12 protein-coding genes are annotated in these 13,124 nt (G+C 67.7%); 4 read left to right on the top strand and 8 right to left on the bottom strand.

The annotated features are described in order from the left end of the window. Positions 1-77: 77 nt before the first annotated feature. Both J3R73_RS23895 and J3R73_RS23900 read right to left on the bottom strand, forming a co-directional pair. On the bottom strand, positions 78-392 hold the full coding sequence (locus J3R73_RS23895; RefSeq protein ID WP_307427055.1) for a hypothetical protein: 315 nt from the start codon (positions 390-392) through the stop codon (positions 78-80). A gap of 214 nt (positions 393-606) precedes the next feature. Continuing rightward, complete coding sequence (locus tag J3R73_RS23900) at positions 607-855, bottom strand: hypothetical protein (RefSeq protein WP_307427054.1); 249 nt, start codon at positions 853-855, stop codon at positions 607-609. Between the two features lie 630 nt (positions 856-1,485). On the opposite strand from J3R73_RS23900, the gene J3R73_RS23905 reads away from it, so the two are divergent. Further along, a complete protein-coding gene (locus J3R73_RS23905; RefSeq protein WP_307433113.1) occupies positions 1,486-2,160 on the top strand; it encodes an HAD family hydrolase in 675 nt (224 codons plus the stop codon). 33 nt (positions 2,161-2,193) lie between these two features. On the opposite strand, the gene J3R73_RS23910 is transcribed toward J3R73_RS23905, so the two are convergent. The 3 genes from J3R73_RS23910 to J3R73_RS23920 form a co-directional block, all read right to left on the bottom strand. Beyond that, positions 2,194-3,495 (bottom strand): D-tagatose-bisphosphate aldolase, class II, non-catalytic subunit, encoded by a 1,302-nt coding sequence (locus J3R73_RS23910; protein ID WP_307433116.1) that lies wholly within the window; start codon positions 3,493-3,495, stop codon positions 2,194-2,196. Beyond that, positions 3,492-4,445, bottom strand: coding sequence for a tagatose kinase (locus J3R73_RS23915; protein WP_307433118.1), 954 nt, complete (start codon positions 4,443-4,445; stop codon positions 3,492-3,494). The genes J3R73_RS23910 and J3R73_RS23915 overlap by 4 nt, the downstream gene beginning before the upstream one ends. Positions 4,446-4,511: 66 nt before the next feature. Beyond that, a complete protein-coding gene (locus J3R73_RS23920; RefSeq protein WP_307437649.1) occupies positions 4,512-5,522 on the bottom strand; it encodes a LacI family DNA-binding transcriptional regulator in 1,011 nt (336 codons plus the stop codon). A gap of 608 nt (positions 5,523-6,130) precedes the next feature. Here J3R73_RS23920 and J3R73_RS23925 point away from each other — a divergent pair. The 3 genes from J3R73_RS23925 (at position 6,131) to J3R73_RS23935 (ending at position 8,958) form a co-directional block, all read left to right on the top strand. Further along, the gene (locus J3R73_RS23925; protein WP_307433121.1) at positions 6,131-7,108 is read left to right on the top strand and encodes an ABC transporter substrate-binding protein; all 978 of its coding nucleotides are present in this window, start codon (positions 6,131-6,133) and stop codon (positions 7,106-7,108) included. 63 nt (positions 7,109-7,171) lie between these two features. Then, positions 7,172-8,209, top strand: coding sequence for an ABC transporter permease subunit (locus J3R73_RS23930; RefSeq protein WP_307433124.1), 1,038 nt, complete (start codon positions 7,172-7,174; stop codon positions 8,207-8,209). Further along, complete coding sequence (locus tag J3R73_RS23935) at positions 8,209-8,958, top strand: ATP-binding cassette domain-containing protein (protein WP_307433128.1); 750 nt, start codon at positions 8,209-8,211, stop codon at positions 8,956-8,958. The genes J3R73_RS23930 and J3R73_RS23935 overlap by 1 nt, the downstream gene beginning before the upstream one ends. A gap of 292 nt (positions 8,959-9,250) precedes the next feature. Here the strand turns inward: J3R73_RS23935 and J3R73_RS23940 are convergent, their stop codons facing one another. The 3 genes from J3R73_RS23940 to J3R73_RS23950 form a co-directional block, all read right to left on the bottom strand. Next, a complete protein-coding gene (locus J3R73_RS23940; protein WP_307433131.1) occupies positions 9,251-10,513 on the bottom strand; it encodes an AGE family epimerase/isomerase in 1,263 nt (420 codons plus the stop codon). Positions 10,514-10,671: 158 nt separating this feature from the next. Next, positions 10,672-11,970 (bottom strand): phosphopyruvate hydratase, encoded by a 1,299-nt coding sequence (gene eno / locus J3R73_RS23945; RefSeq protein ID WP_307433133.1) that lies wholly within the window; start codon positions 11,968-11,970, stop codon positions 10,672-10,674. After that, positions 11,967-12,974: a phosphotransferase family protein gene (locus J3R73_RS23950; RefSeq protein ID WP_307433136.1), complete on the bottom strand. Its 1,008-nt coding sequence runs from the start codon at positions 12,972-12,974 to the stop codon at positions 11,967-11,969. The genes eno and J3R73_RS23950 overlap by 4 nt, the downstream gene beginning before the upstream one ends. Positions 12,975-13,124 lie beyond the last annotated feature (150 nt).

Here is a 13,124-nt window from a genome sequence, read left to right on the forward strand (position 1 = left end):
GCGTGAGCGGTCGCTCGGGGTGGTCGGGAGGCGGTATCGGGCGGGGCCGGTCGGCCCCGTCGTCTCAGGCGGTGGGCTTATTCGCCGCCTTCGTCGTTGAGCCAGTGGCCGCCCTGCTGGACGGCATGGAATTCGCGGCCCTGGATGGCATTGGAGGAGAGGCCGAAGCTCTGGCTCGGGGTGCCGTCCTCGGAAGCGCGCTGGCCATAAACATGGCCGGAGAGGAAGCGGGCCTGGGGGGCGGCGGCGTCAGGGGCGGCGTAGCTGGTGACGGCCGGGGCTTCGCCGCCGATGATCACCTGGCCCTGCGGGCTGTTGGAGAAGGCGAAGGCGGAGGAAATCGACAGGGCCAGGCCCGCCGCAGCCAGGGTGGAAACAACAAGGGTCTTCATGGTCGTCGTCCTGAAAAGGATGCCGGCGGTCCGGCGATCCATCGTCTGGAAGAAAAGGCAGGAGGCTCGAGGCGGTCACGCAACGCAGCGTGCCGCCCGCTCCTGCCGGGCGGCGGGGCCGGCCTTGCGGCCTTGCGTCCCGTCCACCCACTTTACGGTCGCCCCCGCCGGCGTTCGATGCGGCGGAGACCGGCTCCCGAGGGAGCCGTCAGAGTCAGTAGCGGCCCTTCTGGGCAGCGAGGAAGTCACGGCCCTCGACGGCATTCGAGGAGAGGCCGAAATCGCTGTCGGCCTGCGCGGCGCCCGACAGGAAGTGGGCGGGGGCCGACTGGTGGCTGGTGACCGCCGGGACGTTGCCGCCGGTGATGACCTGGCCATCGGGGCTGTTGCTGAAAGCGAAGGCCGAGGAGATCGAGAGAGCCAGACCCGCGGCAGCCAGCGATGAAACAATGATCGTCTTCATGATTTTTGTCCTTGATGATCGGGCGGCAATGCGTCGTCCGTTGAGGGAGGTTATAAGACGGTGCGTCTCACATGGCAATAGAAAACGAGACGCTTCGGATTGAAATAATTGTGATCAAGAGAAGAGCGACCGACCCTTGCACAACCGGAACGGCTTCCTAAACGCCGCCCGACGCCTTGCAGGAATGCCGGGCCGACGCCTCCTCACATGGGATCGTTCCGACAGTTTCGCAAGATACATGACACCAACCGCTTGAAAACACCGGAAAATCGCCGTTCAGCACCCACGCCCTCGCCCGGCCCTCCTGCCCGTGCGCGCGCTTGGCGATGCACGAAGCCTTCCCGTCGCGCAGGGCGCAGCGACCCTGGCGCGCATCAATACGAGACATACGGTCTTCTATCCTTGCATCGCCGCCATGCACAATCGGCATGGACGAGCCAGTTGCCGCGCGCTTGGGGGCAGGCTCGGCACCCGTCTCACGCCCCGCCGGGCCGGACCGACAATCTCAGGTAGCAATTCACCCTCGCCGGCCGAATCCGGCTTGCGAATTGGCTCGCGCTCCGGCGAAATGCGCCCTACCCTTCCGGAAACCGGTCCTTTTTCCTGTCCGCCGCCTCGGGGAGCCCAGCCTTGCCTGCCGAAACAAAACTCGTCTTCCTGCTCGACATCGACAACACCCTTCTCGACAATGACGGCTTCACGGCCGATCTCGGCAACCACATCGAGGATGTCTTCGGTGCCGAGCATCGCGAGCGTTATTGGGGGATCTACGACAAGATCCGGGACGAATTCGGCTATGCCGATTATCTCGCCGCCCTCCAGTTTTTCCGGGACGGCCTGGACGATGATCCCGACCTGCTGCAGATGTCGCAGTTCCTGCTCGAATATCCCTTCGCGAACCGCGTCTTCCCCGAGGCGCTCCAAACGATCCAGCATCTCAAGACGTTCAGCACGCCGGCCATCCTCTCCGATGGCGACATCGTCTTCCAACCGCGCAAGGCGCAGCGCGCCGGCCTGTGGGACGCGGTGGAGGGGCGCGTGATGATCTATCTGCACAAGGAGCAGATGCTCGATTCGGTGCAGCGCCACTTCCCGGCCCGCCACTACGCCATGGTGGACGACAAGCCGCATTTGCTCGCCAAGATGAAGCGGGTGATGGGCGACAAGCTGACGACCATCTTCGTGCGGCAGGGCCATTATGCGCGCGAGGCGGAGGGCAAGCCCATCAATCCCGCACCGGACGTCGTCATCGACCGCTTCAAGGACCTGCTCACCATGGACGGCCGCCTCTGGGATGCCGTCTGACGGACGGCGCTTCTCCTCGCGGGGTCCCGAGGCTCAGCCGGCCGCTTCCGACCTCCCCGCCTCCGGTGCCGCCGCCGACGCATAATCGTCGAGCACCCGGCGCACCGCGAGCGCAAGGCAGGCGGCCATGTCCAGCGGCGCATCGCGACCATTGCCGGCATTGTCCGCCGCGGGCAGGAACTGGTGCACCAGCGTGGCCGGAAGAGCGCGGCCGGCGAGGGTTCGCGCCAGGGCTTCCACCGCGCGGATCGCGGCCGGATGCGGCCAGTAGTAGCGGATGCGGTCGCTGTAGCTGTAATGGCGCAGCACCCGCTGCTCGGCCGGGCCGCCGTGATAATAGCGCTGCCAATAGCCCGGCTCCGCCAGCATCAACGCCTCCATCGCCTTTGTCAGCGAGCGTTCGGCATAGCCCGGCTCCAGCTCGCCGGCGATCAGGTCGAGGCCGTACAGGGCCTCGCGCAGGGCGAAGGTGAGGCCCGGCCCGACCTTGAGGATCACAAAGCCGTCCGCCACCAGGCGGGCCAGCCTGTCGCGCGGCTGGTAGTCGGTGGAATGGGCCTCGAAGACGAGGGAGGGTTCGTCGTCGAGAACGGCCACGAGCTCGCGAGCCTTTTCCGGCTCATACACAACGACGTCCTCGTGGCCGAATTCGACGCCGGGCTGCACGACAACGCCGATGACGCGCTCCAAGGCCTCCTCCACGCCTTCCAGGCGGAAGATTTCGCGGTGCGTGGCGATCGTCCGGCGCGCCGCCGCGGCCGAGGTCGGCTGCAGGCCGTCGAGCGCGTGCAGCGCCCCGCCCGGCGTCGGCACTTCCGTCCCGATGATGTAGACGGGCGGCGGCAGGCCGGCCTCGCGCGCGGCCTTCTCGGCGGCGCGGGTCAGCCGGGCGGCGCGGCGGGCGGTCGTCTCGTCGTCGAGCGCTTCCGGCTCGCCCCGGCAGCCCATGCTGGCATCGAGATGGATCTTGGCGAAGCCGGCGGCGACAAAGGCCGTCATCATCGCCTCGGCCTTGTCCATCGCCTGCGCGGCGTCGAGATGGCGCCACGGATTGGGTCCGAGATGATCGCCGCCCAGCACCAGGCGGCCGCTGTCGAACCCGCAGGCGCCGGCCCTGTCCAGCACGAAACGGTGGAAATCGGCCGGCGTCATGCCGGTATAGCCGCCGTCCTGATTGACCTGGTTGCAGGTCGCCTCGATCAGCACCGGCGCGCCGAGGTCGCGTCCATGCGCCAGGGCGGTCTCGATCACCACCGGATGGGCCGAGCAGACCGAGGTGATGCCGCGGGGCGCGCCGCGGCGGCGGGCGTCGACGAGGTCCTGGAGAATGGTCACGCCCCGGCTCCCTTCGTCGTCGCGATGAACGCGTCGAGCACGGCGAAGCCCGACGTTCCCTCCATCGGTCCCTTCACGGTGACGGTGCGCGCGCCGGCCGCGTTGGCGTAGCGCAGCGCTTCGGCGACGGGCATGCCCTGCCGCCGGCAGACCAGATAGGTGGCGCCGAAGCAGTCGCCCGCCCCGGTCGGATCGATCTCCTCGACCACGAAGCCCGGCGCATCGGTCCGCCCGGTCCGGTCGAAATGGCTCGCCCCGCCGGCGCCGCGCTTGAGCACGATCTCGGCCACGCCGCGCGCCAGCAGACTGCGGACCGCCTCCGCTTCATCCTCCACGCCCGCGATGAGGTGCAATTCGTCGCCGGAGGGCAGCAGGATGTCGGTGGCGGCCATCACCGCCTCGAGCGCGCGGCGAAAGCCCGGATCGCCCAGGAGTTCCTTGCGGACGTTCGGGTCGAACGAAACCGTGCCCCCCCGGCTCTTGACGATATCGACCGCCCGTTCGGCGATGCCGAGGATGGCGGGAATGCCGAGCGAGGAGCCGGTGAAATGCAGATGGCCCGCCTGCGCCAGCACGGCCAGCGCTTCGCTGTCGAGGTCGATCCGCCCGCTGGCGCTGTCGCGGATGTTGAAGACGAAATCGCGGGCGCCGTCGGGCCGGTAGCGCACGAAGGCGCTGCCCGTGGCCGCGCCCGGATGGATCGCCACCGCCGAGACATCGACCCCGTCCTCCCGCAGGCGCGCCAAGTTGAGCCGGCCGAAATCATCGTCGCCGACGGCCGAGACGATCGCGGCGGGATGGCCGAGGCGGCCCACCTGGTCGATGAAGATCGCCGGCGCACCGGAGGCGAACGGCCCGATCAGCGGCTGCGGCGCCAGGAAGCCGTTCCCCTTCTCCACGGCCATGATCTCCACAAGGATCTCGCCGATCGTGACAATGGCACCCGCCATGCCGTCCTGCCCTTCCTTGACGTCTCTTGTTTTGTCTTCTGTTCTTGAAATTGCGTCCGCCCTCCGTCAGGCGGATGCGCGCATCATCAGCCGTGCCTCGACCCGCATCTGCCGCGCACCTTCCGGCGGGCCCGGCGTCTCGCTCTCGACCTCGGCGAGCAGCATCTCCACGCCGAGGCTGCCGAGGCGGCTGAAATCCTGAGCCACCGTGGTCAGCGGCGGACAGCCGAAGCGGCTATAGGGCTGGTCGTCGTGCCCCGCGACCCGGAGCCGGCAATCGGCCTCCCGGCCGACCTTGACGCCGCGCTGGAAGGCCGCCGCCATGACGCCGACCGCGATGCGGTCATTGGCGCAGAGCAGCGTCGAGGTCGGGAAGCCCTTGCCGTCGAGGACGCGCAGCGCCTCGCCATAGGCGATCTCCTCGAAGCGCCAGTCCGTCTGACGGGTGACGCCGACGACCTCCGGCTGGAAGCCGAGCCGCTCCATCGTCCGGACATAGGCGTCCCTGCGCTCCGCGGCATTGTGATTGACGGCCGGCATCTCGAAGAAGGTCGGCGGCGTGCCGGTGCGGCAGAGATAGTCGGTGATCAGGCCGATGCTCTGCTCGTTGTCCGTGCCCACGAAAGGCGAGCCGTCATGCAGGGACGAATCGAGATAGACGATCGGGATATGGGCGCGCAGGCTCTCCATCAGCGCCGCGTCGGTACGGATCCCGAGCGGCGCGATGATGGCGCCGGCGATCTTCAGCGAGAGCAGCGTGTCGATCGAGCGCGCCTCGAGCAGCGGATCCCCGCGTGAGCTGAGGACGAGCACGAAATAGCCGTCGATGGCGCATCGCATCTCGATATGCCGCACCATCTCCGAATAGAACATGTCCGAGGTATCGGGCACGATGACGCCGATGATCTTCGGCTTCCTCTTGTTGAGATTGACGGCGAAAAGATTGGGCCGGTAGTCGTATTTCAGCAGCGCACGCTCGATCTTGGAGCGGATCGACTTCCTGACGCTGGCGGGATCGTTGAAATATTTGGAGACCGTCGGACGCGAGATTCCGCTCAGCTGCGCGAACTCCGCCATGTTCCTGATCTTCTGCACGGTGCTGCGCGGTCCCAGATCTGCCATGCCTCGGGCGAGGCGCCGCGGGGCCGCCATCGCGTGTTCCGCAGGCACCGGGCCGAGATAGGCTATCAGAATATTTTACGCGTGGAAATATATCTCTTTGCGATGTCGCACGACCGGAGGGGCGCCGCGGCGAATTCCGTGCGTCATCCATGGTCGGCAGCAGGAATTTGAACCATAGTATCAATTCCATAGCTCTCAGCGACTGATTGCAACGCACGCGCCGCGCGTCAATTTTTCCGCGCGCAAAAAATTCAATTGACGCGTGCACGAGCGGCACATAGGCTCGCACTCAGAAACAAGAAGATGATCCGGAGGGACAGACGATGCGCGGCGGGCTCGATGCTTCGCCCGGCGTGCAGATATTTCGGCCTGAAACCATTTCGCCTTCTGCCGGTCCGCCGCGGATCGATCATCGGTGCCTCGCCAGGCCTGCGAAGCATCGATCCGCCCCTGCCGGTGCGGCGGTCTTCATTCCCGTCATTCGGTTGCGGCAGCTCTCAAGCGAAGGAGAGCCGCAGCCGTGGCCTCGAACGACCCATAACAACGATCAACGGAGGAACCTCATGAAGAAAGTGCTGACTGCATTTGCAGCGCTCACGGTGGGCGCCAGCATGCTGATGGGCTCCGCCCACGCGGCGGACAAGAAATTCACCATCGCCCTCATCCCCGGGCTGACGACCGACGCCTTCTACATCGCCATGCACAAGGGCGCACAGGCGGCCGCCGATGCGCTCGGCGTCAACCTCGTCTTCCAGGGCGCGCCGGACTTCAATCCGGTGACGCAGACGCCCGTCCTCGACGCGGTGATCGCCCGCAAGCCGGATGCGATCCTGATCGCGCCGACCGACAAGGTGCAGCTCGTCCAGCCGCTGAAGAAGGCTGCCGACGCCGGCATCCCCGTCATCACCGTCGATACCTTCATCGGCAACGGCCAGTACCAGAGCGGCTCGGGCGAGGCTGATTTTCCGCTTTCCTACATCGCTTCCGACAACATCCTCGGCGGCCGCATCGCCGCGCGGGCTTTGGCCAAGGCGATCGGGGACAAGGGCAAGGTCTACGTCTCCAACGTGAAGCCCGGCGTCTCCACGACCGACCAGCGTGAGGAAGGCTTCAAGGACGAGCTGAAGAGCCATCCGAACATCACCGTCCTCGAAACCCAGTTCAACGACGACGACGCCAACAAGGCGGCCTCGCAGTTCCAGTCCGTCTTCGCCCGCAATCCCGATCTCGCCGGTGTCTTCGGCGCCAATCTGTTCTCCGCCCTCGGCGCCGCCAATGGCGTGGAGCAGGCCGGCCAGAGCGGCAAGGTCCGCGTCGCCGCCTTCGACGCGCCCGCTTCCATCGTCGCCAACATCAAGTCCGGGCTGATCGACATCGCCATTGCCCAGCACCCCTCGGAGATCGGCTATTACGGCGTCGTTTCGGCCTATGCCCATCTGACCGGCCAGTCGATCCCGGTCTCCATCGGCACCGGCTTCACCGTGATGGACAAGACGAACCTCGACGATCCCAACGTCTCGCGCTTCGTCTACAAGGAGTGAACCGCTGCGCCGCCGGGCCGACAGCGCGGCGGCGCCCTCCCCTGTCATCCAACGGAGCGGCACATGTCGTCAGCCCAATCAACCCTGGACCAGCCTGTGCAGCCCGCAGCGTCCTCCTCCCGTGTCTGGCTCACCCGCATCGCGGATCTGCGAGCCTGGCTGTTCCTCGCTTTGCTTCTGATCTTCTTCGAGACCTGGGCGCGCTACCAATATGGCGTCAGCTTCCTGTTCTCGGTCTATAATCTGCAATCGGTCACCATCTTCGCCGTGGCGCCTCTGCTGCTGGCGCTGGGGTCGACCTTCGTCATCATCTCGGGCGGCATCGACCTCTCGATCGGCTTCATCATGGGCCTTTCCGCCGTGGTCTGCGCCCATGCCATCAACATGATCGGCGGCTATGTCCCGCCCTTTCCGGCAATGCTCCTCGGCGTGATCGTCGGCGTCGCCGTCGCCATCATTCCCGGCCTCGTCAACGGCCTGCTGATTTCCAAGCTGCGCGTGCCGCCCTTCATCGGCACCCTCGGCATGTATGGCGTCGCCCGCGGGGCGGCGTTCCTGCTGGCCGGCGGCACCACAGTTCCCGTCTCCAACAGCTGGTTTTCCGCGCTCGGCAACGGCCGCATCCTCGGCGTGCCTACCGTCGTCGTCATCACCGTGCTGTTCCTCATCCTGATGCATTACGTGCTGTCGCAGACCCGCTTCGGCCAGCACACCTATGCCATCGGCGCCAGCGAGCAGGCCGCGTTGCGGGCGGGCATCAATGTCAGCCGCCACACGAGGAGGCTCTACATCCTGTCCGCGATCTGCGCCGGCATCGGCGGCGTGCTCTATGCCGCCCGCTTCACCGCCGGGGCGGCGCAGGCCGGCGAGCCCCTGCTGCTCGATTCCATCGCCGCGGTCGTCATCGGCGGCGCCAGCCTGTTCGGCGGCTCGGGATCGATCTTCGGCACCGTCGCAGGCTCCCTCGTCATCGCCGTCATCCAGTACGGCCTCGTCTTCATCGATGTCGAACCGTTCTGGCAATTCGTCTCCGTCGGCGTCGTCATCATCATCTCGGTGCTCGTCGACCAGACGCAGCGCCGCATCGGAGGACGGCACTGATGGCCATCGACACGCAGCCCCTCCTCGAAGTCCGTTCGGTCTCCAAGCGCTTCGGCGGCGTCTCGGCGCTGGACGGCGTCTCGATGGCGCTCAACGCCGGCGAGGTCGTCGCCCTCGCCGGCGACAACGGCGCCGGCAAGTCGACCCTGATCAAGACGATCTCCGGCGTCTACCAGGCCGACGCCGGCGAAATCCGGCTCAAGGGCGAGGCTGTGCACTTCGCCACGCCCGAGGCGGCGCGCGGCCACGGCATCGAGACGATCTACCAGGACCTCGCCCTCGCCGACAATCTGTCGATCGGCGCCAACATCTTCCTTGGCCGCGAGCCGATGCGGCGCGCCTTCGGCTTCCTGCCGGTGCTCGACCGCCGCAGCATGGCCAAGGCCGCGCAGGAAACCATGGCGCTGCTCGACTTCCACGTCACGCGGCTGGACTCGCCGGTCGGCAATTTCTCGGGCGGCCAGCGCCAGGCCGTGGCGATCGGCCGGGCGGTGTACTGGAACGCCCAGGTCCTGATCATGGACGAGCCGACGGCGGCCCTCGGCGTCCCCGAGCAGCGCAAGGTGGTCTCGCTGATCAAGACGCTCAAGGCGCAGGGGCGCGGCATCATCTTCATCTCGCACAACCTGCAGGACATTTTCGCGGTTTCCGACCGCATCATCGTCCTGCGCCGCGGCACGCTGGCCGGCGAACGGCGCATCGCCGACACCAATCATGACGAGATCGTCAAGCTGATGGTCGGCGGGTAACCCCCCCGGGAGCGCGGACATCCCTGTCCGCGCTTTCCCTCCGTGGGGCGCAAAGCGCATTTTGCTGACTCGTCCCCGCCCATGGTTGAAGATGAGAGCGCCTGCCCGGCAGCACGGCCCCTTACCTCTATCCTCTCCCCGCAAGCGGGGCGAGGGGACTTCCGCGTCGCGAAAAGCCCGAAAAACCTTCATCTCGCAGCTCGCTTCTGCAGCTCGCTTCTCTTGACACGGTGCCAGCCATTTCCTTCTCCCCGCTTGCGGGGAGAAGGCGAGGAGGGGCAGCCCGAAGATGCTACAGCTTGATTCCCGTCGTCAGCAACCCGCGGGTGATGCTGCCGGTGGTGGGCAGCAGCGGAATGAGGCAGGCCTGCAAGGCGTGGTAGATGTCGATCTTGCCGTAGAAGGGGCCGGTGTTCGGCTCGAGCTCGTCATCGAGCTGGGGAAACCAGCCACCGTTCACCCGGTCGATCAGGTGGGCAGCGCTGAAATTCCAGATGCTGCGGTACCATTCCTCGTAGAAGGCATCGCCATCGACGGCGTTGAGAAAGGCGGCGGCGCCGATGCCCTCGCAGCACGGCCACCAATAGCGGCCGCGGATGCGCGGGGAACCGTCCCATTCGAGGGTGTAGTAGAAGCCGCCCTTCCCGGCGTCCCATCCCTCGGCGACGGCCTGGCGGAAGAGGTTCCGCGAGGCGTCCGGCAGCCATTCGAGCTTGCGGCCGCCGAGTTCCCACAGCTGCAGCAGCAGGCGTGCCCATTCGAGCCAGTGGCCCGGCGTCGTGCCGGCGGGGCGGAACACCGGGCTGCCGGCATAATCCTTGTTCAGCTGCCAATCGACCGTGAAATGCTCGGCGAGCCGCCAGCCGTTCTGCGCCGCGTGGCGGCGGACGATCAGGTCCGCGATGCGCTCGGCCTTGCGCAGATAGGTGCCGTCGCCGGTCGCCTCGAAGGCGGCCATCAGCGATTCGGTCAGATGCATGTTGGAATTCTGGCCGCGATACTGGTCGTAGGGCTTCCAGTCGCGCGTGAACTCCTCGGCGACGGCGCCGTGCTCTTCCTCCCAGAAGCGCTCCCACAGGACGGTCGAGATATCGGCGAGCAAGCGGTCGGCGTCGGGATGGCCGGCGACCTTGGCGCTGGAGGCGGCCAGCAGCACGAAGGCGTGGCCATAGGCCTGCTTGGTGTCGTCGGTCGGCCCGTCATAGCCGACGCCCCAGAAATAGCCGCCGTTCACCGCATCCCGGTGGCCGTTCCACAGGAAGTCCATGCCGTGGTCGATGAGGACGTCGGCGCCCGGACGGCCCATGAGCTGCGCCATGGCGAAGCAATGCACCATGCGCGTGGTGGCATGAAGCTGGCGGCCGGGCTTGCTGCCCGGCGGAATGCCGGGCGGCTGCGGCCTGCCCTCGGTGTCGAGATCGTAGAAGCCCCCGAGCGGATTGACGCTGCGCTTTTCGAAGAAGGAGAAGAGGTTGTCGGCCTGCTGCAGCAGCCAGGCCCGATGGCTCGTGAGCGTCACCCATCTCGGGCCGGCGACGGAGGCGAAAGACGTCATTCCAAATCTCCTTGGGGCAAATCCGCCGGCGAGGCCGCGCCTCGTCCGAGCGCTTGGGCGGGGCGCGCAAGGTCCCGCCTTGCGCTTGATAGATCAAGGCGAAAGGGCTCGCCACTGTCGTTTGGCGGCGAAGGTCCCCGTCCGCCGCGGCGCGTCGCTCAGGCCGCCGGCCGACGGCGGAAGGGCATCGCGTCCAGCCCGGCGAAGCGGGCCTTGGCGCCCAGGGCCTCCTCGATGCGCAGCACCTCGTTCCATTTAGCCATGCGCTCGGAACGGGCGAAGGAGCCGACCTTGAGCTGGCCGGCATTCCAGCCGACGGCGAGATGGGCGATGGCGACGTCCTCCGTCTCGCCCGAGCGGGCCGACACGATGGTGCCGAAGCCGGCGCGGCGCCCCGCCTCGCAGGCCGCCTTCGCCTCCGTCACGGTGCCGGCCTGATTGACCTTGACCAGCACGGCATTGACCGTCTGTTCCGCCGCCGCCTGCTCGACCAGCGCGGCATTGGTGACCAGGAAATCGTCGCCGATCACCTGGATGCTGTCGCCCACCGCCGCCGTGAAGCGCTTGAGCCCCTCCGCGTCGTCCTCCGAGAAAGGGTCCTCGATCGACAGGATGGGATAGCGCTCACACCAGCCGAGCAGGTAGTCGGCCATCGCATCGCGATCGAACTCGCGTCCCTCCAGGCCGAGCCGGTAGCGCCCGTCCCGCCCGAATTCGGAGGCCGCGACGTCGAGCGAGATGGCGACGTCGTCCCGCGGTACGTAGCCGGCGCGCTCGATGGCCATCACCAGCGTGTCGAGGGCCTGCTCGTTGGAGGAGAAGGCGGGCCACCAGCCGCCCTCGTCGGCGACGCCCTGCAGCAGGCCGCGCTCGGCCATGATGGCGCCGGCGGCGCGATAGACCTCGGCGGTGATCTCCAGCGCTTCGGCGAAGCTGCCGGCCTTCGGCGCCATCACCATGAAATCCTGGATATCGGTGCGTCGGCCGGCATGGACGCCGCCGCCGAAGATCTGGATCTCCGGCAGCGGAATCGTCACCGGCTCGTCCTCCGCCAGATAGCGCCACAGCGCCAGTCCCCGGCTCGCCGCCGCGGCGTGGAGCACCGCCAGCGACACGGCGACGGTAGTGTTGCCGCCGAGACGCCGCTTGTTGGGCGTGCCGTCGAGCGCCACCAGCGCGAAATCGATGGCGGCCTGGTCGAAGGGATCGCGGCCGGCGAGCATCGGCGCGATCTCGTCGCGCACGCTGGCAAGCGCGTCCTGCACGTCGAAGCCGCCGAGGCGCGGGCCGCCGTCGCGCCGGTCGACGGCCTCGCGGCTGCCGCGCGAGGCGCCGGCCGGTGCGATGCCGCGCGCCAGCGTGCCGTCGCTGAGCAGCACCTCCGCCTCGACGGTGGGGCGGCCGCGCGAATCCCAGATGCGCCGGGCGTGGACGGTCAGGATGACGGGATCGGTCATGTCGGGTGCATCCAGGCTGTGGCGATGTCGATCAGGCGCGAGGGCGGCTTGGCGATGCGCGGCCGTGCGAAACGGCGCACCGCCTCGCGCTCGGCCTCGGCGGTGAGATATTCGACCGGCGACTTGCCGTCGACGCGGGCGAGGAAGAGGGCGGGGAGCAAGGCCGCCGCGCGCGCCTCCAGCGCCAGCGGCGCCTCCCAGTCGATCTGCCGGCGATAGGCGTCCGCCAGCACCGAGAAGGCGTCGAAATAGAGGTCGCGGCGCATGCCGGCCCGCGCGCCCTTGAGCAGGAGATGGTTGAGGCAGAAGGCGAGGTCGAAGGCCGGGTCGCCATGGCAGGCGCATTCGGCATCGAGGAAGACCGGCCCCTGCCCGCCGACCGGGATGCTGCCGACCAGGATGTTCTTGGGACTGACGTCGCCATGCACCAGCGCATGCCGGCTGGCGAGCGTCACCGCCGCCAGCGCCTCGAAGCGCGCGGCGAGATCCGGATGGGCCCGCCCCGTCGCGCGCAGATAGGGCTCGATGCGGATCGCCTCGAAGGTCGCCTCGTTGGCGAAGCGGACGGCGATGGAGGGATCGGCGGCACTGCGGGCGTGGATGAGGCCGAGATCCCGGCCGACGGCGGCCGCGAATGCCGCATCGGCCCGCCCCGCCAGCAGTTCGGCCTTCCACACCGGATTGTCCTCCGGCGGCAGGAAGCTCATGGCGAAGAGGCCGAGGCCGGCATCCTCGCCCAGGACCTGCGGCACCGCATGGGGCAGCCAGGCCCCGACCTCGCGCATCCACGCCGCCTCCGCGGCATTGCGCCCGACCGGCGCCTCCCAGACGGCGCTGACCTTGAGACGGGCCAGGGCGCGCTTGACGCAGAAGCGCCGGCCGGGCGTTTCGACGAGGAGGATGTCGGAGGAGACGCCGCCGGTCAGCGGCACGAACCGCACAGTCTCGCCGGGGTTCACCAGCCCCATCCGGCATAGCGCATCGGTCAGTGCATCATCCGGCATCGCGACGTCCGATCGCTCCCGCGTTCCCACCCCTGCGCGACAGGGTCGCCCATGCGGCAGGCGAGGCCAAGCCCCGTTTGACCGGGCGATGCATTTTTCTGTTCGAAAGCACCGGCCTCGGGCGGCCGCCCTCGCCTCCGGGGGGCGAGC

It is taken from the genome of Labrys monachus (assembly GCF_030814655.1).
Classification (GTDB): Bacteria; Pseudomonadota; Alphaproteobacteria; order Rhizobiales; family Labraceae; genus Labrys; species Labrys monacha.